Genomic DNA, 26,755 nt, shown 5'->3' on the forward strand with positions numbered 1-26,755 from the left:
GAAAATTGCTACGCTTCCTACATTCAATCTCGACCTGCTCTGGAAATTCAAACTTGAAAACAACAGCCAAAGGGGGTATGATCTTATTCAGTATCCCTATCTTGCAATTCGCCTGACGAATTCTCATATTGAAAAAAAACGGAACCCTAGTATGACCCGCGCACAAAAGTTATATACGATTCTTTGCGGCATTTTTATTTCGGCATTGATCGTCGCCGAAATCACCGGCAGTAAACTCATTCAACATTCCGTCTCCGAAAATTGGGTTTTTATACTCACGATGGGTACGATCCCGTTTCCGATTACTTTTCTTGTAACCGATTTGATCAATGAATACTACGGAAAACCCGGTATTCGTTTCGTCACATTGCTTGGCATGGTACTGATCGGCTTTGTGTATGTTATTTTATTTATTGATATGAGTATTCCTGCGGCGGCGATTTCACCCGTATCCGATGCACAGTTCAACGCTGTTTTTGGCCAGTCCAGTCGCATTATTTTAGGTTCGGTTACGGCGTATCTCATCGGGCAATTTATTGATATTCAAATTTTTCATACCATCCGCAAACATACCGGTGAGAAATGGCTCTGGCTCAGGGCTACGGGTTCCACTTTTGTATCCCAACTCATTGACTCGTTTGTCGTACTGTTCATTGCATTCAGCAATACTTTGTCTTTCGAGCAAATTATGACGATCGGAGCAACGAATTATATTTACAAATTTGTCATCGCCATTATCCTGACACCCGTGATTTATTTGACCCATGCGATGATTGATCGCTATTTGGGTGTCTCGGAATCACACACAATGATCGCACAGTCCGTCGAAAAATAAATGAATACGGAATTCAACCTATGCCTGAAATACTTTGCCGCGTAATAGACTGCCACGTTTTTCGTCAAACACAAGAAGGGCCGCGTTATCTGGTGATGCAACGTGCCAATGAAGTGATTTACGCCGGTTCGTGGCGTATGGTCGGTGGAAAAATAGAAAACGGGGAAAAAGCGTGGGAAACGGCCTTACGGGAATTGAGCGAAGAAACCGGGCTTACGGCTATGCGTCTTTGGGCCGTGCCATACATCAATAGTTTCTACGAGGCTTCCAAAGATCGTGTCAACATCATACCTGTTTTTGCGGCGTGCGTACAAAACGACACCGTGACACTTTCGCGGGAACATAACGCATATCGATGGGCATCGTATGATGAGGCTTTGACCTTATTACCGTGGCCGGCTCAAATCGAGGGATTGCGTATCGTTCACGAATACATCACTACCGGAAAAACGGTTGCCGGATTCGTAGAAATCCCTTTACGCGCGTAGTTTGGGATCCAGAGCATCACGTACACCGTCACCGACGATATTAAAACTCATCACGGTCAACACGATCGCTAAACCGGGAAATGTCGAAATCCACCACGCGTTCAGCAAGGCATCGCGCCCATCACTCACCATATTACCCCAGCTTGCCGTAGGCGGCTGAACGCCCACACCAAGAAAACTCAATCCGGCTTCGACTAAAATAATCGCGCCTAAACGCAGCGTCGCCGCGACAACGACCGGCGCTAAAGTGTTGGGAATAATATGCACACGCATGATGCGTGCATGCGAATAACCCAATGCACGCGCGGCCGTGACAAATTCACTATTACGCAATACCAACACCTGACTTCGTACGATACGCGATACACCCATCCATCCGGTCAATCCTAATACGGCGATCATTAGTAAAACCGAATTGCCAAAAAGCGCAACGATCATCAGAATGAGAAATAAATTAGGAAAAGCCATCATGATATCCACTCCGCGCATCAGAAATCCGTCAATCCGATGACCAAAATAACCGGCGATCGTACCCACCAATGTGCCGAGCGCCACAGCCATCACCATGGCCAGCATACCGATGGCCAGCGAAATGCGCGCACCGTAGATCAGTCGGCTCAGAATGTCACGCCCAAAGCGATCTGAACCCAACCAATATGTTCTTTGTGTTAGAAAAATTTTGGGTTCAGTACTTGCCAGATTCGAAATATCCAGTTTCTTTTTTTGAATTCCTTGTGTATAAAAAACTTCGTTACCCTGAAGATGCCACTCATCAACAAACAGTAAGGGTTCTTCCGTTTGTCGAAGCTGTTGATTGATGCTTTGAAGTGTAGCGGTCCAGTATTCTGAAAAGTTTAGTGCAGATGGCCTAGGCGGCGCGATATCATTTTTTTTAAGCCGCAAGGCCGTAACGGAGTGCATGGGTTTTATGTATTTAGTAACGACAATATCTTGTTGCGCATTGGGATCATGTGGTGCATACCAGGGTGCAAATATAGCCATAAGAACGAGTAACATCAGAATGCAAAAAAAACACATGGCAAAGCCATTACGCCGAAACGCCTGCCCGGCAAGCCGCCACGGTGATGCCGATATTCTCTGTTGAGTTATTATGCATTTTTTGTGATACCAGTAAAATACGCCGATGATCCATCCCGATGCCGCCAGAGAAGCCACCGCATGCTCCATGATTTCCGGTGACCACAGACGTGTAAGGGACTCAAAATTTGTAACGATCAATATTGGTACGGTCACTGCGGCATGCCAACCCGTGAGAAAGGCCTTCCACGAATATATAATCATCCCTATCGGCAATAGCCACGATATGAACAGGATCATGGCTGAGGTACGATCACCGCGCCGCAATTCGGGAAAACCCGGCAAACTCTGTATCGAAATGCGATTCCCTATTTTGTTATTCGCCATGTTCGAACATGCTCCGCCAGTAATCCATTTCACGTTCCGATAACGACGGATCGTTTTTCGCGCTCAGTTCGTCTGAAACCGGTTTATTTTTAAGCGTCGTCAATCGTTGGAAAAAATCTTCGGAGCGTTCGACTCGGCAGCCGCACCCTTGAGCATACCACATCACTTCGTTATCGGAAGACACGACGGTGATCGTACGCGCTTTTGCCTGATCATCCACGAGGCGTTTGATCGCTTCATCAGCGCGATTGGGAAGATTAGAAAATAGTATGCGCACTCCGGATTTGACCTGTAGGGACATTTTTTTTCCGTCAAATACCACTACCGCATCGTGGTTTGTCATATTTCTAAACGTAGCGATATGCACCAAAAGCGCCTGACGTCCTTGCTCTAAACTTTTTATTTCCTCCCGTCGCAAAGCGTCAATACGTTTGATCAGGTTATATCCGTCAAAAATATAAAGCGGTTTTTGTGTCATACCCCGGCGCTCAGTTTTTCGAGAATCTGTCGTATTTCATTTTCGGTATTATAAAAATGCGGTGAAACGCGAATCGCGCCATCGCGGTACGATACGGTAACTCCCGATTGCATAAGCTTTTCAAAAACGTTTTTCGTAGGAATGCGCTGCTCGTCACGCGACTGAAACGATATAATCCCCGAACGATGGATGGGGGTTAGATCGCTACGGATGATCCATCCTTGTTCATTCAAACCCTGTGCCAAAAGATCAATGAGCTCCGTAATATGATAAAAAATATTTTCAATGCCGACTTCCATCAAAAGCGACACCGATGCTTTCATACCGTAGATACCCAGCATGTTTTCAGTAGCCAATTCAAACCGACGGGCATCTTCCGGAAAATCCAGAGCATATTCACGCAGATTCCACGGATGCTTTACCGACAGCCAACCGACCTGCTGAACCGTCAAACGATCAATCAGTTGTTCACCGACATATACGAAACCCAATCCGCCCGGCGCCATGAGCCACTTGTGACCGCCATTGGATAAAAAATCCACATAGGTTTTTGTTACATCCAAAGGGACGGCTCCGACACCCTGAATCCCGTCCACACAAAATAATATTCCGCGATCACGGCATGCTTTGCCCAGTGCTTCCAAATCAGCTCGAAATCCATTATGGTATTGGACAAAACTAACCGAGACTAGGCGCGTCGCCGCGGTAAATCGCGAAACAAAATCATCGGTTGTAAAGCGCCCTGTAGGTGTCGGCACAAATTCGACACGCACACCGCGATCTTGCAATTTTAAAAAAGGATATACATTGGAAGGAAATTCACCCTCCGCGATCAGAATATGGTCACCGCGTTGCCACGACAATCCATCAGCCAGGATGTTCAATCCCGCCGATGTGTTTTTGACAAAGCCGATATGCGCTGGTCGAGTGTTCAACATTTGTGCTAAGATACCGCGCAGATTTTCGCGCGTTTCCATCCAGACGGGAAAATTATCAACGTGTGTCGTAGAAGAAACCGTCAAAAGTTCGTCAATGGCCGATTTCACGCGTGTAGATACCGGCGAACAGGCTGCATGATTGACATATACCCCATGTTGAGTGGACGGAAAAAGCGCACGCCATTGGTTGAGTTTATTTTTCATTTTTTTATAAAAATATCCCTTAGTGCCGCATACAGTTCATCAAACGTAAACTGAAAACCGGCGTTTTGTAATTTTACCGGAAGAGCTTTCTGACCGGCTAATAAGGAATCGGAAAATTCTCCGACAACTATTTTTAAAACAAAACCCGGAACAGGCGCCCAACTGGGTCGGCGCAGCACTGAACCGAGTGTTTGAGAAAATTGTTTCATTGTCACGGGCATAGGGGCTGTCCCATTAACCGGACCGCGGATGGTTTTTTCATTTAAAATAAAAAGTACCGCTCGCACAAGATCGTCACGGTGAATCCACGGCAACCATTGTCGGCCGGAGCCAAGCGGGCCACCTACAAAAAGTTTAAACGGTAAAACCATTTTTTGTAATGCACCGCCACCTTCTTCAAGCACGATGCCGATGCGCAGACACACCACGCGTATTCCCAATGTTTCCGCTTGTAAGGCTTCGTTTTCCCATGCAGCACACGTACGCCCTAAAAAATCATCGGATGCGTGACGGGTTTCGTCCACAGCACCTTCCGGAACATCGCCGTAATAACCCACCGCGCTCGCATTGATCCAGGTTTTTGGTTTTTGTTGCGCTACGTGGCACGCTTTCATCAATATGCGTGTTGATAATATCCGACTATCGGCTATTATTTTTTTATAAGATGCGTCCCACCGTTTTCCGGCAATACTAGCTCCGGTCAAATTAATTATGGCGTCCGCTTCATTGACGTCGGAAAACCAATCCCCCGAAGAAACAGCATCCCAGAAAACGGCTTTGACCGTATCGCCCCACTGATTTCGAACCACATCCGGTCGGCGTGAGAGAATGATAAGTTGATGTTTTTCTTCTAATAATGCCTTTATCAAAGCATTTCCGATAAATCCGGTCGCGCCGGCCAGTACGATTTTCATTTAAAATACATTTAAGATTATGAATTTGAATAGCTCAATGTATTAGATTCATCTCTTAATTTGCACATTTTTAATTCTAAAGAAAAAAAATTAATTACTTTTATTAAAAATAATTACTTTTAAAAGCCAAATAAACTAACCTATTATTAATCAATGTTTTGCAAAAAACAGACTCCGTATTATTATGTATTTTTAATTTATTTTTTGATTACTGCAATATTTTTCTTGCGCAGTAACCTGTGATATATTATATTGAAAGTGTGATCGCTGATCACATTGTTTTTGAAACCCCCACGGAGGTTACCCCCTAACCTCTGGCTACGATAGAGACCCAGGGTTGTTTCCCTCATCCCTGGGTTTTTTATTTTCATTTTTTCCTACTCTAAAATTCATAAATTAATTGGGTACAAAATTACTTTTTTTCGTACCATAATAATGACTCATTACCCCACAATACATCGTTTGCGCAGGTGATTATGAAATCGTATCGCATATTTTTTTTATTACTGATTTTGTTCGTTGGTATCGGAATAGGGCTGATTCTTAGTTTTAATATCGGAAAACCACGCCCTTCCGCCCAAAATTCTTCGACAACCGATTCGTTCCCGATCGTTCACATTTCACAAGCGCTGGCATCAGAGCTCGCCGCAACTTCTTTTTCGGGAATTGCCCGGCTTTCGACACCGGCGGTTGTAACTATTACAAGCGAAAAAAAACAATCTTCATCGGACGAAGAAACACAATTCCGTTTTCACCGTGATATGCCCGAGCAAGGCGTCGGTTCCGGCGTTATTGTTTCCGCCGATGGCTATATCGTAACCAACAATCACGTAATTGATCAAGCCGAACGTATCGTAGTGCGTTTAGCCGATCGCCGCTCTTTTGAAGCCACACTTTTGGGAACCGATCCACTAACGGACATCGCCCTCATTCGCATTGATGCGACAGGTTTGCCGACCATCACGTTTGGTAATTCGGACATGATCCAAGTCGGCGACTGGGTCATCGCTGTCGGCTCGCCGCTCAGTCTTAATTCGACCGTAACCGCAGGTATCGTCAGTGCAACGAATCGTCAAATCGAAATCATCGGTGATCAATATGGGGTTGAAAATTTTATTCAAACCGACGCCGTCATCAATCCCGGAAACAGCGGCGGTGCGTTGCTCAATATGCGAGGTGAATTGATCGGCATTAATACGGCTATAGCCAGCCGAACCGGCATGTATCAGGGATACGGTTTCGCCGTCCCATCCAATATTGTGCGTAATGCCGTTCAGGACTTATCGCGGTACGGGCGTGTCGTGCGCGGTTATATCGGTGTCGGCATCAAAGATGTGGACGCTATATATGCCAAAGCTATCGGGCTGGATAAAGCCCGCGGCGTATTGGTAGAATCGCTTACGGAAAAAGGCGCGGCACGGCACAGCGGCGTGGAAGAAGGCGACGTGATTTTACAAATTGACGACATGCCGCTTTTTCAGCGCAACGAACTGCAAGCCTACGTCGCACTCCACAAACCGGGTGAGAGTGTGCGATTACAGATTTGGCGCGACGGGCAAACCGTCGAAAAGAAAGTCATGCTGCGCAATCCCGACGGCAATACCGATATACCAGCAGAAAAAATACAACGGCAAAACGATGCACATATCGGTTCAGAATCATGGGGTTACGGGCTTGGGTTTGAAGTGGAGAACTTAAGTGATCAAGGGATGCGCGGTGTGATGATTTCCAAAAGCTCATGGCGCGCCAAGGCTCAAAATATTTACGAAGGCATGATCCTGACCCGCGTCCAAAAAACGGATATCAATGACGTTTCTGTTTTTGAAAAAACAGCACGGGAATTAAAAAATGGCGAAGCAGTGATTATCCAGTTAGCCGATCGTCGCAATCCGGCCAATCATATTCTTACGGCCGTAGAGGTGCGCCGTTAAAACCAATCGCTTGAACAAAATATCGTTCTATTAACCGATCTGAAGTTTCATACCGTCGTCGGTCCATGTACCAGTATTGGGTGACGAATCTGTCGGCTTAATGATCGCACTCCCGATCGTAAGTAATCCGACTCGGCCGACAAACATCGTTACAACGATGAGTATTTTCGAAGCCGGCGTCATCAACATCGTAATGCCGGCCGACAGGCCTACGGTACCAAACGCGCTTACGACTTCAAACGCCATTTGCATGAGCGTAAATCGCGTTTCCAAAACGGTCATCAAAAGTATCACGCTCAATACAAAGGTGGAACTCAAAACGTAAAGCTTCACGGCATTGCCTACCGATCCTTTGCTTACCACATAGCGGAACAAAGAGACACGATTCATACCACGAAACGAACTGCGAATATATCCGAGCATAGTGGCAAATGTAGGAATTTTAATGCCGCCGGCCGTACCCTGGGGCGCTGCACCGATAAACATCAGCGAAATAAATACCATCAAAGTACGGATTTGCAGAAGCCCAATATCAACGGTATTAAATCCGGCCGTCCGTGTAGATACGGAGTGAAAAAATGAAATCAACCATTTTTCACCGGCATCGTAGTGACCAAGCGTATGTGGATCATCCCATTCGTATGCGGCCATGAGTACCGTACCGATGGCGAGCAGAACAACAGTTCCCCATATTACAATTTTCATTTGCAAGGGACTTGCCACGCCGGCTAGTTCTTCACGCAATTTTTTGGATCGTAAATATAACCGATCAACAAAATTATAAAAGGGTTCCACCAGATACAGCTTGTCCGGGCGTCGCATGGCGATCATCTCCATCAATGCTTCGCTGAAATTGAGCATTTTGTGAAGCATCAGCAGGAAAAAACTTTCAATGCCGAGAAGAACGGGGTAGCCGATACCGCCTAATACGATGAGTCCGGCGATAATCATATTCACAGACACATCCGAGCGAAAAGGCATCAGATTATCCGTATATAACCCGAAACCTGCATTATTGAATGCCGAGATCGTATGAAAAACAGAAAACCATAACGGTGTAATCGGGCCCTCGGCTAAACGATCTTTCGTCGCCAGATAAAGCAGTAAACAACCTACTCCTTCGATCGCCAAAGTGATTTTAGCCGTCGAAGCCAAAACTTGAAAAATCGTACGATGCTCACCTTCGACGTCCATCACGGAACCTAATGTTTGTGCTGTTCCCGGAGAAAGATTACCGGTTCTACCAATCCACAAAAGTCGAAATGCCGTCACCACACCAAAGCCACCGACTTGTATCAGAACCATCGTTATGACTTGACCGGCAAAAGTGAATTTGCTGAAGTCAACCGATGTCAGGCCGGTTACACAAATTGCGGACGTCGAAATAAACAACGCATCCACGTAGGATATCACATTTTCGCCGCGATTTTCAATAAGGAACAACAAAATCGATCCGATCAAAATCGCCATAGCAAAACCGATGATGGCAATTTCGGCTGCCGAATACTTGCGGATACTAAATTCAATCCGACTTTCTATTCGGTTTATTTCGTCTTGTAAAGAACCGGTTTTTGCTTGAGGATCGTTAGATTGGGGAGGTTCATCAGATCCGGATTGGGATACCGAATCCGGTTTCGAGGCTTCAGAAGTAGAATTTTCCATATATGTATTTTGGTCCGACCGTAAACAAACGACGTGTTTGTTTTTGGTGGGGAGCAATATACACTGAGCCCTATTGCAATGTCAATAAATTTGTTACGAATGCAAATAAGGTTTCACACCAAACAAGCGGTAAGTAATTTTAAGAACATTTTTTTAAATGTGAGTCAATCCGTATGATATGGGTAACCAACCAAACTTTTACCAACGCCTGAATTTCGCGGAGCAATTGTATCGAGTCGCCGTCATGCTGATATTTATCCGCAATTTTTTCATACGCTTCTAAGAATTTTTTATGAGAATGCTCATTATATTCGGCTACCGGGCATTTGCGTTCATGCATGCACTTCTCTTCGTACTTAAAATGATCGCGGATGTATGCGCTCAAAAAATCAATAGCCTGATTGACCAGCTCATCGCTACGCCCGTGCGTGACGCCTTCCTCCAGGTCGGCCAGGAAATGAAAAATATTTTTATGCTGATCGTCTATTTCTTTATCACCGATCAGGTATTCATCCTTCCAAACAAAAGACATAAATTTTTTCTCGTTATAGGTAGGTCAAAAGAACCGACCTAATTTGCAAGGCCATAGAACTATAATCAAGAGTTAATACGTAAATTTTAATGGAAAGGATGTAAGGAAACAAAATATTTTTCAAACAAATCTGCGTACAAACATTTTCTAATTTACCGATCGCCTTATCGGGCATGCGTCTTGACAGAGAGCATGCTCGCGTACAGAAGGAAACGCCGTATGCTTTTAAACACTGCGTTCAACGTTCACTGCACCAACTGTAAATAAAAATACATCAAGATACAAACGGCTAAAAATTCAGCCGTAAAAATGGCCAACATTGTTTTTTTGTATTCTTGCTTTTCCATACGCATCTATTCCTTAATTAGTCAGATTTAAAATTAACGGCGGAGCGGTTTGACGCGCTCCACCGTCTTTCACTAAACCAAGGGGGAATTAGATAATTAGTTGATTACTTTGCGATACGGTAACGCTACGATCAGTGAATTATAAGGTGCAACATCCGCATCGGATTCGTACACAGTATTGTGAGTAACGAAATCCAAAGCACCGACATGTACACCGGCAAATTCGGTCTGACCTACAATCCAGCGAACCGTATAAATACCGTCACCGGCAACGCGATCGCCATAGGTACCTTCATCGTTGAAAAGATGCTTGACGCGCATACCTGCAATTTTGGCATTACGGTTTTTACCGCGATGTATCCATCCCATCGGCGCATCGTCAGCGTTGCTGTTCGCAATCCCGACTTCTACAGTCACCGTATCGCCCTGACTCACTTGCGGTAAACCACCGCGTTCGATGAAGTAGGCGAGCGGATCGGTAAATCCGAAATCCGTTACACCGGCTGCACTGTGTATGGTTACATTGACGCTGCTCAGACTCATCGTCCCGTTTTTGGATCTACCAAATCCGGCCGACACTTCGCTCACGAGCCAACGGCGATCTATCTCCGGATCGGTATTGCGAACGAAACGAACGATACGTTTCATTTCATGTTCGAGCGGCTTAGTATATTTGACCAATCCTTCGCCGTCCGGATTTTCCGCACGAATCACAAAATTACCTTTCATAAGAAATGTGATTTCCGCTTCGGCGCTCATCGTATCTTCGGCAACCGTTATCTGGATATCTCTACGGCTCATACGCACAACACGACCATACCCTTTGATCGAATCAATAGGCGACGCGGACTTAGACAATACGACCGCCTCACCATCATAGGACTTGGAATACCCCGTTGCATCCGATTCACCCAAAATATCTACGCCGATTATTTCATCCGCATCTTCGATTATCTGATTCTGAATTTCTTCTTCATCAACTGTCAGATTGGAACTATCTTTTTCAGAACACCCGATAACCAGTAAAAAATTGACCATAATCATTACGATCAACCATCGGCTTGCATTCCAATACTTTTTCATACGCTTCACTCCTTTATGTTTGTGGTAAATATCTTCTAACATTTTCTGACCCGCTGCATGATATTAAAACAATTTATATGCCATATTTTAAATATTTGATATTTAATGTTATAATGATTCAAAAAAGTACGGATTGACGAAAAAACCGTCGCTTTTTCAGATTAATCAACCCAAATAACCTTCAAATTGGTAAAAGGAAATTTTGGCATAGAGAAAAGACAATAAGTCATATCTTATGATGACATTTTAGCACTCATGATTTATGAGTGCTAACAAGTAGAGTGCAAATTAAATAAAAACAAAAAACTTGAATTTAGGCACAAACCTTGTATATTTGCGGCCAACGAATTCAAGCTATAACCATTAACCAATAATAGTAACTTCTTAACTCATACTTCATAAACAGGAGATTCTCTCATGAAACTGAAGCCCTTAGCGGATCGCGTCATCGTGGAACCGATGGAAGCCGAAGAAAAAACAGCATCCGGTCTTATTATTCCGGATTCAGCCAAAGAAAAACCGCAAGTCGGTAAAGTCGTTGCCGCAGGTCCCGGCAAGAAAAAAGACGAACCCCTCACCGTTAAAACCGGCGATATGGTGCTTTACGGAAAATACTCCGGTACTGAAATCACCTATGAAAACAAAAAATATCTGATCATGAGCGAGTCGGATATCCTCGCCGTTCAAGGTTAATCTAATTTTAGAACACTAACCGATAACGATAACAATCTTACAGGAGATACATCAACATGGCTGCAAAAGAAATCGTATTTGATGTTGATGCCCGTTCAAAACTGAAACGTGGCGTTGACGTATTGGCCGATGCGGTAAAGGTGACCCTCGGTCCCCAAGGCCGTAACGTGCTGATTGATAAAAAATTTGGCGCGCCGACCGTTACTAAAGACGGTGTGACCGTTGCCAAAGAAATCGAACTTGAAGATCCCATCGAAAACATGGGCGCTCAAATGGTGCGCGAAGTCGCTTCCAAAACCAGCGATGTCGCCGGTGACGGTACTACGACCGCGACCGTATTAGCTCAATCCATCGTGCGCGAAGGTTTCAAAAACGTAACCGCCGGCGCTAATCCGATGGAATTGAAAAAAGGTATTGATGCGGCTGTCAAAGTCGTCGTCGCTGAACTCGCGAAAATGACCAAAAAAGTCGAAGGTAAAGAACAAATCGCGCAAGTCGCTGCGATCTCCGCTAACAACGACAATGAAATCGGTAAATTGCTCGCCGATGCAATGGAAAAAGTCGGTAAAGATGGTGTGATCACCGTCGAAGAAGCCAAAGGTTATGAGACCATTTTGGAAACCGTCGAAGGTATGCAGTTTGACCGCGGCTTCTTATCCCCTTATTTCATCACCGATGCCGATTCCCAAGAAGCTGTTCTCGAAGATCCTTTTATCCTGATCTATGACAAAAAAATCAGTGTAATGAAAGATCTGCTTCCTATTCTCGAAAAAACAGTTCAGATGGGCAAAGGTCTTGTGATCATCGCGGAAGATGTGGAAAACGAAGCGTTGGCCACTCTCGTCGTGAACAAACTGCGCGGCACCTTGCGTGTAGCGGCTGTCAAAGCGCCCGGTTTCGGCGATCGTCGTAAAGCGATGCTCGAAGATATCGCGATCCTCACCGGCGGTACCGTGATCAGCGAAGATGCGGGTTATAAACTCGAAAGCGCTAAAGTCGAATACCTCGGCCGCGCTAAAAAAGTAATCATTGACAAAGACAACACCACGATCGTCGAAGGTGTCGGCAAAAAAGAAACCATCAAAGGACGTATCGCTCAGATCAAAACACAGATCGAAAATACCAGCAGCGATTACGATAAAGAAAAACTTCAGGAACGTTTGGCTAAGTTAGCCGGCGGCGTTGCCGTGATCCGTATCGGTGCGGCTTCGGAAATCGAAATGAAGGAAAAGAAAGCCCGCGTGGAAGACGCATTGCACGCTACCCGTGCTGCGGTCGAAGAAGGTATTGTGGCCGGCGGCGGCGTGGCTCTGCTCCGCGCTCAAAAAGCCCTCGAACCGGGCCGCGGCGGTATCAATGATACCCTGCTCAAAGGCGACACCGGTCTCGGCGTATCCATCGTCAAACGCGCCCTCGAAGAGCCGATCCGTCAGATCGTCGAAAACTGCGGTATCGAAGCTTCGATCGTGGTCCAAAAAGTCCGCGAAGGCAACGATCACTTCGGTTTCAACGCGTTGACCGAACAGTACGAAGATTTACTCAAAGCCGGCGTTATTGACCCGACCAAAGTAACCCGTACGGCCTTGGAAAATGCCGCTTCCGTATCCGGTATGCTCCTTACTACCGAAGCCACCGTGTATGAGAAGAAAGAAAACAAACCCGCTATGCCTCCGATGCCTCCGGGCGGCGGTATGGGCGATATGTATTAATCGTCAGCTTAATACGTCTCCCAAGTTCCGCAGGCGAAAACGGCCGGCGGACATCAAATATAAAATCCCTGTTCTGCGCTATGCAGAACGGGGATTTTTTTTGGAAAGCATGCAACAATTTGCGGCCGATAACGTTCTTATCCGATCCATAAAACCGTGCATTTTATCATACCCAATGTCAAAACGTTTTTGTAGTATTACACCGTTTCCACGTCGTTAAAAATGTTTTTTACATATCTATCACTATCTCTGCGAGGATAAAGTTATGAAACGGAATCTCTGGTTATGCTTATGGTTTGCGCTCTTTACGCTTTCATCGGCACAAGCGCAACAAGAGTCGCGCTTAATGCGTTTCCCGGCGACGGATGGACAGCAAATCGTGTTCACCTATGCCGGTGATTTATACACCGTCCCTGTCAACGGCGGATTGGCACGCAAGCTTACCTCCGATGCCAATGGTTATGAAATGTTCGCACGCTTTTCTCCGAACGGTCAATGGCTGGCTTTTTCCGGCCAATACGACGGCAACACCGAAGTTTATGTAATGCCTTCCGGCGGCGGTGTTCCCAAACGTCTGACCATCACCGCCACCCTCGGGCGCGATGACGTTGCTGATCGTATGGGCCCCAGTACGATCGTGATGGCATGGAAAAATACATCCGAAGAAATTCTATTCCGCTCCCGCATGCGTTCTTTCAACGATTGGAACGGTGAACTTTTTAGCGTCAATCTGCAGGGCGATGCCCTGTCTCAAGTACCCGTACCGCGCGGCGGATGGATGTCCTTTTCTCCGGATGATAAAAAAATGGCGTACAATCGCATCTTCCGCGAATTCCGTACATGGAAACGCTATCGCGGCGGTATGGCCGATGATGTCTGGATTTATGACTTTGCCTCCAAAACGGTCGAGAACATTACTAATAATAATGCCTCCGATCTTTACCCGATGTGGGTCGGCAATAAAATCTACTTCGTTTCCGACCGCGACGCCCGCTCCCGATTTAACTTGTACAGCTATGATATTACCTCCAAAACGACAACTCAACTTACAACGTTCACGGATTTTGATATCAAGTTTCCTTCGCTCGGCAAAGACGCCATCGTATTTGAAAACGGCGGCTACATTTATCGTTTTGATTTGAAAACCGAAAAAGCAACAAAAGTACCGATCTCGATTCAGGAAGATTTCGCATCGGGCCGCAATGCGCTTCTTCAGGTCGGCAAAAATGTAACCAATTTTGAAATTTCACCGGATGGTAAACGTGCTTTATTAGGTGCGCACGGCGAAATATTTACCGTACCGTCCAAAGCCGGTATCACGCGTAATCTAACGCAGACTTCCGGTACGCACGAACGCGCTTCCAAATGGTCGCCCGATGGCAAATGGATCGCGTTCATCGGTGATGCATCCGGCGAAAATGAAATCTACATTATGCCGCAGGACGGCAGCGCCAAACCGACACCGATCACCAAAAATGCGGACACCTATTACTATACGCTGTACTGGTCTCCGGACAGCAAAAAAATTCTCTGGGCGGATAAAAAACTCCGTTTGCGTTATGTGGATGTAGCTACCAAAAATGTAACTGAAGTGGATCAGGCGACGTTTTGGGAATTTTCGGAATATACGTGGTCGCCCGACAGCAAATGGATCGCATACACACGCCCTGAAGATGCCGGTATGAGCCGTGTTATGTTGTATTCTCTGGATCAAAAAAAATCAACGGAAATTACCGACGGTTGGTACGAATCCGGTTCGCCGGCTTTCAGCCATGACGGCAAATATCTGATTTTCGGTTCCAATCGCGATTTTAATCCGGTTTACAGTTGGACGGAATGGAATCATTCCTATCAGGACATGACGCGTATCTATATGGTCACTTTGTCCAAAGAAACGGATTCGCCGTTCAAACCAAAAAATGACGAAGTTGAGATCAAAAAGGACGACCAACCTAAAGCCGACGATAAAGCCAAAAAAGATGACGCCGGCAAAAAAGCAGATGCTTCAGTAAAAATAGATTTGGATGGCATCAAACAACGCCTGATCGTATTGCCGGTCAGCGCATCCAACTATTATAATCTGGCAGGCGTCGACGATAAGATTTATTACAGCCGCCAAGGCAGCAAAGACGAGAAACCGCTGCTTTTCGTGTTTGACCTCAAAGAACAAAAAGAAACCGAACTCGGATCATTTAACGGGTATGAAATTTCCGCTGATAATAAAAAGATGCTCGTCGGCCAAAGCGGTTCATTTGCCATCGTCGATCTGCCCAAAGGAAAAATCGAATTTAAAGACAAGCTTGACCTCGGCAATATGGAGATGCGCGTTAACTATCGCGAAGAATGGATGCAAATCTTCAACGAGTGCTGGCGGCAAATGCGCGACTTTTTGTATGACCCGGCTCTGCACGGCGTTGATTGGGAAGGCGTTCGCAAAAAATATGCACCGCTTGTAGAACATGTCAACCATCGCAATGATCTGACCTATATCATCGGCGAAGTCATCGGCGAACTCAATATCGGACATGCTTATGTCGGCGGCGGTGAACGCAAACAACCGCGCCGTATCAATCTCGGCTTGCTCGGCGCAGAAATCGAACGTGATCCCGCAACGAAATATTATCGTATCGCACGCATTCTGCCCGGTGAAAACTGGCGGAAAGAAGTGCGTTCGCCGCTCACCGAAGTCGGCGTAAATGTAAACAGCGGTGATTATATCATCGCGATCAACGGTCAGTCGGTCGCCGGAGTCAATAATATCAACGAACTTCTGATCAATACCGCCGACAAAACAACCCTGCTGAAAGTTAACTCCAAACCATCGGAACAAGGTGCGCGCGACGTCGCCGTGACCCCTATCGCTGACGAAGCGGACTTATACTATTATCAATGGGTACAAACCAATATCGAAAAAGTCAACAAAGCGACGAACGGCGAAGTCGGATATATCCACGTACCTGACATGGGCGTCAACGGGCTCAACGAATTTGTAAAACACTTTTACCCGCAGCTTCGCAAAAAAGCGCTGATCATAGACGTACGCGGCAACGGCGGCGGCAACGTATCACCGATGCTCATCGAACGTCTGCGCCGTGAAATCGCTATGGTGGATGCGCCACGTAATCTTTCATCCCGCCCGGATCCTTTTGATATGATGGTCGGTCCGATGGTTTGCCTCCTCAATGAGTTTTCCGCATCGGACGGCGATCTTTTCCCCTACCGTTTCCGCAAAATGAAACTCGGTAAACTCATCGGCAAACGCAGCTGGGGCGGTGTCGTCGGTATTCGCGGCTCACTGCCGCTCGTAGACGGCGGTTATCTGAATCGCCCGGAATTCGGTTCATATGATACCGACGGCAAAGAATGGATCATCGAAGGACACGGCGTGGATCCCGATATCGTCATAGATAATGACCCGGCGCGTGAATTCGCCGGCATAGACGACCAGCTTACCAAAGGCATCGAGGTCATCATGGAAGAATTGAAAACCAAAAAACGCGAGTTACCCAAAAAACCGGAATATCCGAAAAAGTAATTTTTTCATAACCTAAACCAATGGACCAAACCATGAAACATTTTCTCATCACGGCTCTGCTGATCACGATGATCGCATGCAAACCGGCTGAAAAACCTAAACCGGAAAAATCTGAAATGCAGAAAAAAATAGACGAATTTGCCAAAACGCACATCGCCGTCAATATGGACCATCTTTCCGCCAAGGAAAAAGAAATGGTCAAACTACTGGTCAAAGCCGGACAAATCGCCGATGGTATTTTTTGGAAACAAACGGATGCGGATGCCGTTAGGCTCCGTGATGAACTGAAAGCCAAAAACGATCCGGCTTCCAAAGAAGCCTACGAATACCTGATGATCAATTATGGGCCGTACGATTTGGAAACCAATCGTCGCTTTGTCGGGCAAGGGCCCACCGAACGTCCGTTGACGGGAACGTATTATCCCGCCGACATGACCAAAGAAGAATTTGAAGCGTATATCAAGGCCAACCCTAAAGAAGAAAAAGAACTGACCGGATTGTATACCGTAGTCGTGCGGGATGGGAAAAAACTCAAAGCCGTTCCTTTTCATGAAGTGTACAAAGCGGAAGTTACGGCCATAAGCCAATTGCTTGCGCAAGCCGCTGCATTGTGCGAAAATGTCTCCCTCAAAACATATCTCACCGAGCGCGCCAAAGCCGTATTGACGGACGACTACTACGCATCCGATGTCGCGTGGATGAAACTTAAAGATAACAACATAGACGTCGTGATCGGCCCCATCGAAAACTACGAAGATCGTCTGTACAACTACAAAACAGCACACGAATGCGCCGTGATGGTCAAAGATCCCGAAGGCACCAAAGAACTGCAAATGTTCCAGTCGCACTTGGATGCACTTGAAAAAAACCTCCCGTCTAAAAAAGAATACATTCGCTCCTCGGCCGGCAAAGCCAATGTGCTTGAGGTGGTCAATATTGTTTACTTCGGCGGCGACTTTCAAAAAGGCGTAAAAACGATTGCTGCATCTTTACCCAACGATCCGAAAGTCCATGATGAATACGGAGGCAAAAAACAGATGTATAAAAATCTGATGGAAGCTAAGTTTCAAAAAATTCTGCTTCCTCTCGGCGAACGTCTTATCGCACCGGATTCGCGTAAATATATAGACATGCATTCGTTTACGACATTCGTAACGATGCACGAAGTGTCGCACACGCTCGGACGCAGTTTTGTCTATGGTAAAGACGATCTGCCTGTTCGTAATGCTTTGAAAGAATTGTATTCTGCCATCGAAGAGGCCAAAGCCGACGTTGTCGGTATTTACAATATGGATTATTTTGCCAAACAAGGCATTTACGATGCGGAAACCATGCGCAAACATTATACAACCTACGTTGTCGGTTTGTTCCGTTCGATCCGATTTGGCGCCGAAGAAGCGCATGGTAAAGCCAACATCGCGCAGTTAGCATTTTTGCAAGAACAAGGTGCGTTGGGACGTGATGCGCAAGGTTATTGGCAAATTCATCCCGAAAAATTTCAAGCCGGTCTGTCGGCTTTAGCTAAAGTACTGCTTGAAATCGAAGCCGAAGGAAACTATGACGGAGCTAAGACGTTTATCGAAAAATACGGTAAACTGACCGATGCGATCAAAGCCGACTTGGCCAAGTTTCACGATATTCCGCGCGATCTCAATACGACATACGATATAATGAATCAACTTTGATTCGGTCACTTTATAAACCGATGGCGGAATCATGCCCATAGCCTGGATCAACGGCAAATATGTGCCCGAAGATGAAATAGCTTTGTCGCCCAACGATCGCGGTTTTTTATACGGCGACGGGGCGTTTGAAACGATGCGGTCCGTGCAATCGCGCATCATCGCATTGCATGCACATATACACCGTTTGAAAACGGCCTGTGAACGATTGCGAATTCCGCTTACACAAGGACCTGAAAATTTCCGAACGATCATTCAAGAATTGCTCAACCGAAACGCGTTACAAGATGCTTATATACGGATCAGTATAAGCCGCGGCCCGGTTGAGCAATTTGGTTTTGGATTTTCCAAAACCATCAAACCGACGTGCCTCCTCGCCGTACGCCCTGCGCCGACGATTCCTGATAATATTTACCAAAAAGGCGTATCTGTCGGATTTCAGATCAGTTCACTTTTTGGTTCACACACCGGTGATACGGCCATCAAATCATTGAGCGCGGTGGAATACGTTCTTGCCAAACAATCGGCGCTTGAGAATAAATGCTACGATATGTTATTGATGGATTCGATCGAACGCGTGTACGAGGGCACCTCCAGTAATGTATTTGTCGTCCGTCAAGGTGCGTTGTGCACGCCGCCGGTTCATAGCGGCATACTTCCGGGTATTACGCGCGCACGGGTCATCACTTTGGCTGAAACAAAACTTCATCTGCCCGTGCGGGAAATCTTGTTTTCTAAACAAGATGTACTGACCGCAGAAGAGGTTTTTTTGACGAATACCAATATTGATGTATTGCCGGTAACCGTCGCAGGTGAACAAACCATAGGCAATGGCTTACCTGGAAAAATCACACAATCATTACTTCAACTGTACCGCCAAACTCTGATCGAAATCCTTGAATAAAGCATCCGACGTACATAGCGAACCTTGGGATTGGCCGAACGATATTTGGTCACTGTATCGTACGATCGCCGCCTCTCCGCGATTTATTTTTTTATACAGTTCGTTGCTACAACCATCGTACGGCCGATATTCATACCTTGCATGCGACCCTTCCATCGTTTTTAAATGTACCTCTCATCACAACGAGATTACTACAGCGACCGGCGTGACGTCTATGGACGGGAACCCCTTCGATTGCATGTACGATCTGATGCAACAATATGCCGCGCCAAAAAATCACGGCAACGTTGATTTTTGTACAGACGGCTGGTTTGGATATTGGGGTTATGATACGCGCGATCATCTGGAAAAAGTCGCATCACACGCCCGCATGTGTTTGAATACGTCCGATGCGTTATGGATGAAATTTGACGCCGTTATCGTTTTAGATCACCAAGAGCATCAGGCGCGGATTACCGGTACTCGTACCGGCATTCAGAAATTACGCGAGCGCCTTCAACAACCTGTAGCCTCGTATCCTGAAAAACCGCTTCAATTTAAAATTCATCCGACCGAAACCCGTGCATCATACATTCAAAAAATTAACTCCCTGCATGAATCAATCGCTGCGGGCGATGTGTACGAAGTCAATCTATCGCAGCGTTTTGATGTGACGGTAGATGGCTACGATCCGAACGTGTACAGTCGTATTTTTAGATCGTTGGTCGAAACAAGTCCCGCGCCTTTTTCGGCGATTATTCAATGCGATGAAACAGCTGTAATCAGTTCATCACCTGAGCTCTTTTTGCAAATGCATCAAAATATATGCACCAGCAAACCGATCAAAGGCACACGGCCACGCACGGGTAATTTTGATTCCGACGAAAAAAATTATTTCGATTTACAAACCGATGAAAAAGATCGCGCCGAAAATCTCATGATCGTTGATCTCGTCCGCAATGATCTTGGGCGCGTTTCACAGGCGGGCTCTGTTGTTACGAAAGATCTTTTTGCTGTCGAAACGTACGCCACCGTTTTTCAGATGGTTTCTACGATACAGAGCCGATTGTCCGAACATGCTACGATGATGGATGCCGTGAAAGCAGCATTTCCGCCCGGTTCGATGACAGGCGCCCCCAAAATAAGCGCCATGCAACATATCGAATCGTTAGAACCTTATAAGCGCAGTGTTTATGCCGGCGCTATCGGCTGGATGCAAGCTTCGGGGGAAACAATGTTATCGGTGGTAATTCGAACACTTATTTTCAACGGAGCCTCCGGTTATTTTCAAACCGGCGGGGCCATCGTGTGGGATTCTATACCCGATGAGGAGTATCAGGAGTGTTGGGATAAAGCTCAGGGAATTCTGCGCGCGCTTGAAAAATTGGGAGTAATTAACTTACCGGTATATATATAACCTATACGTCATTCTATCGCCCATCGTCACATCATCTGCAATGCCTAGCCGAACCAGCTTTTTAGATTCTTCAAAATTTCATTTTTATTTTTTGTCAGCAAAAGCGGCTATTTGAAAAGCGCATCCATCGAGTAACCTTTGGCATCAATGCTTTTTTTGTATTTTTCGTACATTGAACGCAAAATTTCTGTTGATACGACATGGGTGATGCCGTAACGGTATTCTGTTTTAAGGCGAGCGTACAGTTCACCCTTATATAAACTTGGCGCAGGAATTTCCTGTGTAAAACCGGGATCCGGCATCAGATAATATTCCTGCGTAGCGGATATGGATTTCGCCACGCCCACAAGTTCAAAATTGGGCACCCCGTCTTTGATGGCGAGCACGATCCCTCCACTGAGTCCTTCATTCATCGGCGCATCGGTCAGAAAGGAACCGTTACGATCGCGATTGGGACTGCTCACTGTGCCTTTGGTTACCATTTTAAAACCCATCGGATAACCGATCACGTACACAAATGAACCCCATCGTAATTTTTTGGATTTCCCGATCGGATATCCGAAAACATGCACGGGTTCCTGTGGCATATGATCAAATGAACGGCCGATGATCGCGATATCATTTTTGCTATCTATGGCTAAAACTTCCAACTCTCCGCCTTCCGGCAAATCGCGTATAAAATTGCTTTGACGTTGAAGAAAAGACACCGACTGGACATGCCCGCTCGGATAATAAGAATACACCGTATCCGAAAATTCGACAACATGCGCACACGTAAGTAAAGCCACACGTTTGGTATCATAATAAATCACCGTCGCCGTACCGGACACAGAGGCTTGCGTATTAAGATAACGGTACGCGTATTTTTCTGCTGCACCGGCGCGCACCGCCGTCGGAGTTACGGCAAATTTTTCATCAAAATAGTACGAATTATAAAACGCCGTGGAGAACATGATTTTTACCGAAGCGCTGATCTCTTCCAATTGATCCGAACTGCTTCGGTATGGGAATTCGCTGTCGTATTCATTATCAAATAAGGTCGGATAAGCCGCTTGGCGAATACGTGACGAACACGAAAGCAAGAGGCCAAATGCGATAATGACCATCATACGCAATAATGTTTTCATAAAATTTCCCCGATTTAGTTTAACGATGAACCTTTTCGCATCTCTACCGGCTTTACACGAGATAAGTTAATCCGACAGATTGGTTTTCGCATCGGTAGTTAAGGCTCACAATGCAAAATACATTTAAAGTGTAGTCAAATCCACGATCAATAAATACGATATTTTGAGAAGAATGTATTTTGTATGATCTCACATATCGTTACATCGGGGTAATTAATATTATTCCATGCAATGCGCCTAATAAGATTCTTGAAAGCAGTTTATTTTTCTGCGCCAGGGGCGATAACGCCTGTCCGCATACGCGGATCGTGATAAACGTTTAGGAAGTGCAGTAAACGCTTGCATGTGGTCCAACGGGTGATCAATCTGGTTGAATTCACGTGCTTGCAATTGGATATATTGCAGCGTGGGATTGATACTGCGATGACCGAGTACACGCTGGATCGTCATCAGATCCGTACCGTTTTCATAAAGATGTGTCGCCAAGCTATGACGCAGGGCATGCATATTGAGTTGTTTACTGAGCCGGCTTCTTTTTTGTAATGTACGGAAAAGCCCTTGCACATAACGATCGGCAAGCGGTTCATCCCCTATTTGCCCTGGAAAAAGCCACCGTTGCTTCGGTTGCGTACGCAGATAATTTTCTATATGAATTAAAAGCGTCGCATTCATAGGTACATAACGCGCTCTGCCGCCTTTGGCATAGCGCACCAAAATAAGCATGCGCTCCCGATCAATGTCGCGCTGCCGAACATGCAAAAGCTCATTCAATCGCATACCCGTCGCATAAATCATCATAAAAATAAGCCGATATTTTGCGTTAGGTTCATGCGTCAAAAGCCGCTCGACTTCACTAATGGACAGAACAACCGGAAGGCGTTTCTCACGCGTCGGTCGCGGCATCGGAAAATGATTGATAACCACGCCCAAGGTTTGTTCGTATAGAAACTTTATCGCGCTATAGACGATATTAACGCCGGACCAACTGTAGTTTTTTGTTTCACGCAAAAACATAAGATATCGCCCAATCTCGTCGTCGCGGATAGTTTCTGGCGCTTTTTGAAAATGCATCAAAAAACAACGCACTCTGTAGGTGTACACGTCAACCGTTCTATCACTCATGTTTCTCAATTTCATTTCCATGACCATACGTTGAATAATATTTTCCATAACTGTGGTGGGTTAGATGATGAAGTATATTGAATGAAACTATCATAATTTAGATGCGTATTCACGATCAATCCTCTATCATCTCTCTAAAAAGGAAACGCTTATGCGCGGCTTCACACGATTGTTTTTCGTACACCTAAATTTAGGTATTTTTGGTTTGGCTCTTATTACACCGTGCCTAGGGCAAAGCCGGTCTCAAACTGATTCCGTGGCGGCCGTTAGAAAATTACATTTAAGTGCACTCAACAAAACCCTTGAAGGCCGTGAATCATTACCGGCGGATTCGGTTTTTAAAAACCTGCAGACCATCGGGGGATTTGAAGCCGGGTTAATGCCGGTCATTATGGAAAAATGGAGTATCGCTTTGGGGGTCGGTTGCGACTATTGCCACGATACAAATAACTGGGCTTCGGATGCTATTCACGAAAAAAAGACGGCGCGTCAGATGGCCGGACCACTCAATGAAGCGATACGTAATGTACTTAGCAAAATTGACGGACTAAGTGAACGACCTGTGGTCAATTGCGCAACATGCCATCGCGGCGAAGTCAAACCGGCTACGCGGGTAAAATAAATCAATTCAAGCCATTTATAGCCGAAATACCTTTCACGAAAGGCTTTTGTCATACTATAAAATAATCACATTGTGTGATGCATAGGCCGATTTCTTCAAAAATAGTCCCCTCTTGAATACTCTTTTTTTTTAGCGTACAATATGACCGAAGTCATTCTTTTTCCCGTCTCATGACTCTTAATTAAGTGTGAATTTGCATACACCCCCGGCTATTAAGGAGATTATTCCGTGGTCATAGGAATTCCCAAAGAAACTGCAGCAGGCGAAAACCGCGTTGCCGTGACGCCCGATACTGCTGCCAAACTCATCAAAATGGGGTTTGAAGTCCGCGTCGAAAAAAGCGCCGGCCAAAATGCTCATTATACGGATGAACAATACACCAAACATGGCGCGGCCATTGCCGCTACGGCGACAGACCTGCTCGGTCAGTCGGATATCATTCTCAAAGTTCAAAAACCCAGCGATGCGGAAATCAAACAAATCAAAAAAGGCGCATTGCTGATTTCGTTTGTGTATGGGCTAAATTATCCGCAAGTGCCCAAAGCGTGTGCTGAAGCGGGCGTCAATCTGATGTCCATGGACTTCATTCCGCGCACTACACTGGCTCAAAAAATGGATGCCCTGAGTTCACAATATAACATCGCCGGCTATAAAGCCGTTCTGATGTGTGCTGCGGCTTTCGGTAAAATGTTCCCTCTGATGATGACGGCCGCCGGTACGATTTCACCGGCCAAAGTTGTGATCATGGGCGCCGGCGTTGCCGGATTGCAGGCTATAGGAACGGCTCGCCGTCTCGGTGCTGTCGTCGAAGTGTCCGACGTGCGCGCTGCGGTCAAAGAAGAAGTGCAGAGTCTCGGCGGTAAATTCATCGAAGTGCCCGGTGCTGAAAATATGCAGGATGCCGGCGGATATGCCAAAGAAGCCTCGGCAGAATTTCTGCAAAAACAAAAAGAATTACTTTTCAAACACATCACCGAAGCCGATATCGTCATTACCACCGCGCTGGTACCCGGTAAAAAAGCACCTGTGCTCGTCACCGAAGAAATGATCAAACACATGCGCCACGGTTCCATCGTTTTGGATATGGCGGTCGAATTTGGCGGAAATTGCGAAGTCAGCGAAGTCGGTAAAACCGTAACCAAACACGGTGTAACAATTATCGGCGAATCCAATATTCCCGCTACCGTACCTACGCATGCCAGCGAATTGTATTCCAAAAACCTGCTCGCATTGCTTCAGTACATCGCCAAAGACGGCAACCTCCAGCTCAAACTGGAAGATGAAATCGTCAAGTCGGCGTTACTGGTACACAATGGCGCGGTAGTCAACGAACGCATTAAACAAGTTTTATAACCGATCCCGGAGGATATATATATGGGTGATATCGTTATGCTCATCACGGTTTTTGTGCTCGCCTGTTTCGTGGGCGTGGAATTGATTTCCAAAGTACCCCCGACGCTGCACACACCGCTGATGTCCGGTTCCAATGCTATTTCGGGCATTACCATCGTAGGCTCGCTGATCAGTGCCGGTATCGGTGAAATGACTATCAGCACTATTTTGGGCGTGATTGCTGTGGCTTTTGCCATGATCAATGTGGTCGGCGGTTATCTTGTCACTGACCGTATGCTCAAAATGTTTAAAAGAAAATAATTTTCTCAGCGATAAACCAACAGGTTCACTATGGAACATCTCCGCGAAAGTATTGAAAATATCATGTACCTCATCGGTGCCGTACTTTTTATTTTCGGCATCAAAATGCTCGGTTCACCGAAGACGGCACGTAAAGGTAATTTTTATTCAGCGGTCGGTATGCTGATCGCTATCGTTGTTACGTTATTTGACAAACACATTCTCACATACGAATGGATTATCGTAGGCGTTTTGGCCGGATCTTTAGTCGGCGCTGTATTAGCCGTTAAAGTGGAAATGACTTCCATGCCGCAGATGGTCGGTTTGCTCAACGGATTCGGCGGCGGTGCATCGACCCTGGTGGCCTTGGCGGAATATTACCGCGGTATGGCGACCTATCAAACTGCGCTTCAGTCCAATCCGTCATTGACGCTTCTTGAGCATATGCCGTATCAAACCACTGTTTCAATAGTGCTCGGTATTCTTGTCGGCGCGGTTACATTCAACGGTTCACTCGTCGCGTACGCCAAACTTCAGGGTTTGATTTCCGGTAATAGTATCCGTTATCCTATGCAGCATCCGCTCAACGCGCTGATGATCGTTGTTACGTTGGTCATTGGTGCCTTAGGCGTTATGGACTTGAACAACCAATGGTACTTTTTAACGGTCACTATACTCGGGCTTATTCTCGGTATCACGCTTGTGATTCCCATCGGCGGTGCCGACATGCCGGTAGTTATCTCGTTGCTCAATTCCTACTCCGGTATTGCCGCGGCGATTACGGGATTTGTGATCAACAATAATATGTTGATCATCACCGGCGCATTGGTTGGCGCTTCGGGTATCATCCTTACGGACATTATGTGCAAAGGCATGAATCGTTCGCTGATGAATGTGCTCCTCGGCGGCTGGGGTACGGCGCCGGCTGTCGAAGCCTCGAAAGATAAAAAACAAGTAGTCGTCAAATCGGTGGATGTCGAGGAAGCCGCTATGCTGTTTGATGCCGCGCGTCTTGTGATCGTCGTTCCGGGTTACGGTATGGCCGTCGCACAAGCACAGCATGCTGTTCGTGAACTGATGAATGTACTCGAGAAAAAAGGATGCGCCGTTAAGTTCGCTATTCACCCGGTCGCCGGTCGTATGCCCGGTCACATGAATGTGCTCTTGGCAGAATCCAATGTGCCCTACGAACACATGTACGCTCTTGAAGAAATCAATGATGACTTCCGCAATGCCGATATCGCACTCATCATCGGTGCCAATGACGTCGTCAATCCGGCCGCACGCCATGACCAGTCCAGCCCGATTTATGGTATGCCTATTCTTAATGCGGATTACGCTAAAACCGTAATTATCAACAAACGCTCCATGGCGGCCGGTTATGCCGGTATTGATAACGAACTCTTCGGATTCCCCAATGCGTTGATGTACTTTGGTGACGCGAAAGATGCCGTTTCCAAACTCACCAACGAACTGAAGAGCATGAATAATTAGAA

General features: G+C 46.1%; 22 protein-coding genes. 13 read left to right on the plus strand and 9 right to left on the minus strand.

Translation table 11 applies throughout. From position 1 onward, the window contains the following. Positions 1-151: 151 nt before the first annotated feature. A complete protein-coding gene (locus HUU58_09215; GenBank protein ID NUN45851.1) occupies positions 152-835 on the plus strand; it encodes a queuosine precursor transporter in 684 nt (227 codons plus the stop codon). Positions 836-855: 20 nt separating this feature from the next. Next, positions 856-1,323: an NUDIX domain-containing protein gene (locus tag HUU58_09220; GenBank protein ID NUN45852.1), complete on the plus strand. Its 468-nt coding sequence runs from the start codon at positions 856-858 to the stop codon at positions 1,321-1,323. Here the strand turns inward: HUU58_09220 and HUU58_09225 are convergent. From HUU58_09225 to HUU58_09240, 4 genes are read right to left on the minus strand one after another with little or no spacing between them, the layout of a single operon-like run. Continuing rightward, positions 1,312-2,748: an ABC transporter permease gene (locus HUU58_09225; protein ID NUN45853.1), complete on the minus strand. Its 1,437-nt coding sequence runs from the start codon at positions 2,746-2,748 to the stop codon at positions 1,312-1,314. The two genes, HUU58_09220 and HUU58_09225, sit on opposite strands and share 12 nt — an antisense overlap. Further along, entirely contained in the window at positions 2,738-3,226 is a 489-nt protein-coding gene (locus HUU58_09230) for an NYN domain-containing protein (GenBank protein NUN45854.1), read from the minus strand. Before HUU58_09230 ends, HUU58_09225 begins: the two co-directional genes overlap by 11 nt. Beyond that, the gene (locus HUU58_09235) at positions 3,223-4,368 is read right to left on the minus strand and encodes an aminotransferase class V-fold PLP-dependent enzyme (protein NUN45855.1); all 1,146 of its coding nucleotides are present in this window, start codon (positions 4,366-4,368) and stop codon (positions 3,223-3,225) included. Before HUU58_09235 ends, HUU58_09230 begins: the two co-directional genes overlap by 4 nt. Further along, positions 4,365-5,282: a TIGR01777 family protein gene (locus HUU58_09240; GenBank protein NUN45856.1), complete on the minus strand. Its 918-nt coding sequence runs from the start codon at positions 5,280-5,282 to the stop codon at positions 4,365-4,367. The genes HUU58_09235 and HUU58_09240 overlap by 4 nt, the downstream gene beginning before the upstream one ends. A gap of 476 nt (positions 5,283-5,758) precedes the next feature. On the opposite strand from HUU58_09240, the gene HUU58_09245 reads away from it, so the two are divergent. After that, on the plus strand, positions 5,759-7,213 hold the full coding sequence (locus HUU58_09245; GenBank protein ID NUN45857.1) for a trypsin-like peptidase domain-containing protein: 1,455 nt from the start codon (positions 5,759-5,761) through the stop codon (positions 7,211-7,213). 30 nt (positions 7,214-7,243) lie between these two features. Here HUU58_09245 and HUU58_09250 read toward each other — a convergent pair whose 3' ends face one another. The 3 genes from HUU58_09250 to HUU58_09260 form a co-directional block, all read right to left on the minus strand. Next, positions 7,244-8,875: a hypothetical protein gene (locus HUU58_09250; protein NUN45858.1), complete on the minus strand. Its 1,632-nt coding sequence runs from the start codon at positions 8,873-8,875 to the stop codon at positions 7,244-7,246. A 139-nt stretch (positions 8,876-9,014) separates the two neighbouring features. Then, positions 9,015-9,407 (minus strand): bacteriohemerythrin, encoded by a 393-nt coding sequence (locus tag HUU58_09255; protein ID NUN45859.1) that lies wholly within the window; start codon positions 9,405-9,407, stop codon positions 9,015-9,017. A gap of 443 nt (positions 9,408-9,850) precedes the next feature. Then, positions 9,851-10,837: a hypothetical protein gene (locus HUU58_09260; protein NUN45860.1), complete on the minus strand. Its 987-nt coding sequence runs from the start codon at positions 10,835-10,837 to the stop codon at positions 9,851-9,853. A 417-nt stretch (positions 10,838-11,254) separates the two neighbouring features. On the opposite strand from HUU58_09260, the gene HUU58_09265 reads away from it, so the two are divergent. The 6 genes from HUU58_09265 to pabB all read left to right on the plus strand — a co-directional run bounded on the left by HUU58_09265 (position 11,255) and on the right by pabB (position 20,756). Next, entirely contained in the window at positions 11,255-11,530 is a 276-nt protein-coding gene (locus HUU58_09265; protein NUN45861.1) for a co-chaperone GroES, read from the plus strand. 56 nt (positions 11,531-11,586) lie between these two features. Continuing rightward, positions 11,587-13,239: a chaperonin GroEL gene (gene groL, locus HUU58_09270; protein ID NUN45862.1), complete on the plus strand. Its 1,653-nt coding sequence runs from the start codon at positions 11,587-11,589 to the stop codon at positions 13,237-13,239. Between the two features lie 265 nt (positions 13,240-13,504). After that, the gene (locus tag HUU58_09275; GenBank protein NUN45863.1) at positions 13,505-16,774 is read left to right on the plus strand and encodes a PD40 domain-containing protein; all 3,270 of its coding nucleotides are present in this window, start codon (positions 13,505-13,507) and stop codon (positions 16,772-16,774) included. Positions 16,775-16,806: 32 nt separating this feature from the next. Then, a complete protein-coding gene (locus HUU58_09280) occupies positions 16,807-18,459 on the plus strand; it encodes a Zn-dependent hydrolase (GenBank protein NUN45864.1) in 1,653 nt (550 codons plus the stop codon). Between the two features lie 31 nt (positions 18,460-18,490). Beyond that, positions 18,491-19,360, plus strand: a complete 870-nt coding sequence (locus HUU58_09285) for an aminotransferase class IV (protein NUN45865.1) — start codon at positions 18,491-18,493, stop codon at positions 19,358-19,360. Then, positions 19,353-20,756 (plus strand): aminodeoxychorismate synthase component I, encoded by a 1,404-nt coding sequence (pabB, locus tag HUU58_09290; GenBank protein NUN45866.1) that lies wholly within the window; start codon positions 19,353-19,355, stop codon positions 20,754-20,756. Before HUU58_09285 ends, pabB begins: the two co-directional genes overlap by 8 nt. A 107-nt stretch (positions 20,757-20,863) precedes the next feature. Here the strand turns inward: pabB and HUU58_09295 are convergent, their stop codons facing one another. Together HUU58_09295 and HUU58_09300 are read right to left on the minus strand one after the other, a co-directional pair. Then, entirely contained in the window at positions 20,864-21,883 is a 1,020-nt protein-coding gene (locus HUU58_09295; GenBank protein ID NUN45867.1) for a trypsin-like peptidase domain-containing protein, read from the minus strand. Positions 21,884-22,120: 237 nt separating this feature from the next. Next, positions 22,121-23,005, minus strand: coding sequence for a tyrosine-type recombinase/integrase (locus tag HUU58_09300; GenBank protein ID NUN45868.1), 885 nt, complete (start codon positions 23,003-23,005; stop codon positions 22,121-22,123). A 151-nt stretch (positions 23,006-23,156) separates the two neighbouring features. On the opposite strand from HUU58_09300, the gene HUU58_09305 reads away from it, so the two are divergent. From HUU58_09305 to HUU58_09320, 4 genes are all read left to right on the plus strand, one after another. Beyond that, the gene (locus HUU58_09305; protein NUN45869.1) at positions 23,157-23,627 is read left to right on the plus strand and encodes a photosynthetic reaction center cytochrome c subunit; all 471 of its coding nucleotides are present in this window, start codon (positions 23,157-23,159) and stop codon (positions 23,625-23,627) included. A gap of 228 nt (positions 23,628-23,855) precedes the next feature. Continuing rightward, on the plus strand, positions 23,856-24,980 hold the full coding sequence (locus HUU58_09310; protein NUN45870.1) for a Re/Si-specific NAD(P)(+) transhydrogenase subunit alpha: 1,125 nt from the start codon (positions 23,856-23,858) through the stop codon (positions 24,978-24,980). A 21-nt stretch (positions 24,981-25,001) separates the two neighbouring features. Continuing rightward, the gene (locus HUU58_09315) at positions 25,002-25,280 is read left to right on the plus strand and encodes an NAD(P) transhydrogenase subunit alpha (GenBank protein ID NUN45871.1); all 279 of its coding nucleotides are present in this window, start codon (positions 25,002-25,004) and stop codon (positions 25,278-25,280) included. 30 nt (positions 25,281-25,310) lie between these two features. Then, complete coding sequence (locus tag HUU58_09320) at positions 25,311-26,753, plus strand: NAD(P)(+) transhydrogenase (Re/Si-specific) subunit beta (protein NUN45872.1); 1,443 nt, start codon at positions 25,311-25,313, stop codon at positions 26,751-26,753. Positions 26,754-26,755 lie beyond the last annotated feature (2 nt).

The sequence above is a fragment of the bacterium genome (assembly GCA_013360215.1).
Classification (GTDB): Bacteria; CLD3; CLD3; order SB21; family SB21; genus JABWCP01.

Excerpts from the sequence above, each read along its gene's own strand:
- HUU58_09230 (NUN45854.1), bottom strand. The coding sequence starts at position 3,226 with ATGACACAAAAACCGCTTTATATTTTTGACGGATATAACCTGATCAAA.
- HUU58_09225 (NUN45853.1), bottom strand. The coding sequence starts at position 2,748 with ATGGCGAATAACAAAATAGGGAATCGCATTTCGATACAGAGTTTGCCG.
- HUU58_09320 (NUN45872.1), top strand. The coding sequence starts at position 25,311 with ATGGAACATCTCCGCGAAAGTATTGAAAATATCATGTACCTCATCGGT.
- HUU58_09300 (NUN45868.1), bottom strand. The coding sequence starts at position 23,005 with ATGAGTGATAGAACGGTTGACGTGTACACCTACAGAGTGCGTTGTTTT.
- HUU58_09275 (NUN45863.1), top strand. The coding sequence starts at position 13,505 with ATGAAACGGAATCTCTGGTTATGCTTATGGTTTGCGCTCTTTACGCTT.
- HUU58_09295 (NUN45867.1), bottom strand. The coding sequence starts at position 21,883 with ATGAAAACATTATTGCGTATGATGGTCATTATCGCATTTGGCCTCTTG.
- HUU58_09265 (NUN45861.1), top strand. The coding sequence starts at position 11,255 with ATGAAACTGAAGCCCTTAGCGGATCGCGTCATCGTGGAACCGATGGAA.
- HUU58_09285 (NUN45865.1), top strand. The coding sequence starts at position 18,491 with ATGCCCATAGCCTGGATCAACGGCAAATATGTGCCCGAAGATGAAATA.
- HUU58_09235 (NUN45855.1), bottom strand. The coding sequence starts at position 4,368 with ATGAAAAATAAACTCAACCAATGGCGTGCGCTTTTTCCGTCCACTCAA.
- HUU58_09255 (NUN45859.1), bottom strand. The coding sequence starts at position 9,407 with ATGTCTTTTGTTTGGAAGGATGAATACCTGATCGGTGATAAAGAAATA.
- HUU58_09240 (NUN45856.1), bottom strand. The coding sequence starts at position 5,282 with ATGAAAATCGTACTGGCCGGCGCGACCGGATTTATCGGAAATGCTTTG.
- HUU58_09315 (NUN45871.1), top strand. The coding sequence starts at position 25,002 with ATGGGTGATATCGTTATGCTCATCACGGTTTTTGTGCTCGCCTGTTTC.
- HUU58_09280 (NUN45864.1), top strand. The coding sequence starts at position 16,807 with ATGAAACATTTTCTCATCACGGCTCTGCTGATCACGATGATCGCATGC.
- groL (NUN45862.1), top strand. The coding sequence starts at position 11,587 with ATGGCTGCAAAAGAAATCGTATTTGATGTTGATGCCCGTTCAAAACTG.
- HUU58_09260 (NUN45860.1), bottom strand. The coding sequence starts at position 10,837 with ATGAAAAAGTATTGGAATGCAAGCCGATGGTTGATCGTAATGATTATG.
- HUU58_09305 (NUN45869.1), top strand. The coding sequence starts at position 23,157 with ATGCGCGGCTTCACACGATTGTTTTTCGTACACCTAAATTTAGGTATT.
- HUU58_09250 (NUN45858.1), bottom strand. The coding sequence starts at position 8,875 with ATGGAAAATTCTACTTCTGAAGCCTCGAAACCGGATTCGGTATCCCAA.
- HUU58_09215 (NUN45851.1), top strand. The coding sequence starts at position 152 with ATGACCCGCGCACAAAAGTTATATACGATTCTTTGCGGCATTTTTATT.
- HUU58_09220 (NUN45852.1), top strand. The coding sequence starts at position 856 with ATGCCTGAAATACTTTGCCGCGTAATAGACTGCCACGTTTTTCGTCAA.
- HUU58_09245 (NUN45857.1), top strand. The coding sequence starts at position 5,759 with ATGAAATCGTATCGCATATTTTTTTTATTACTGATTTTGTTCGTTGGT.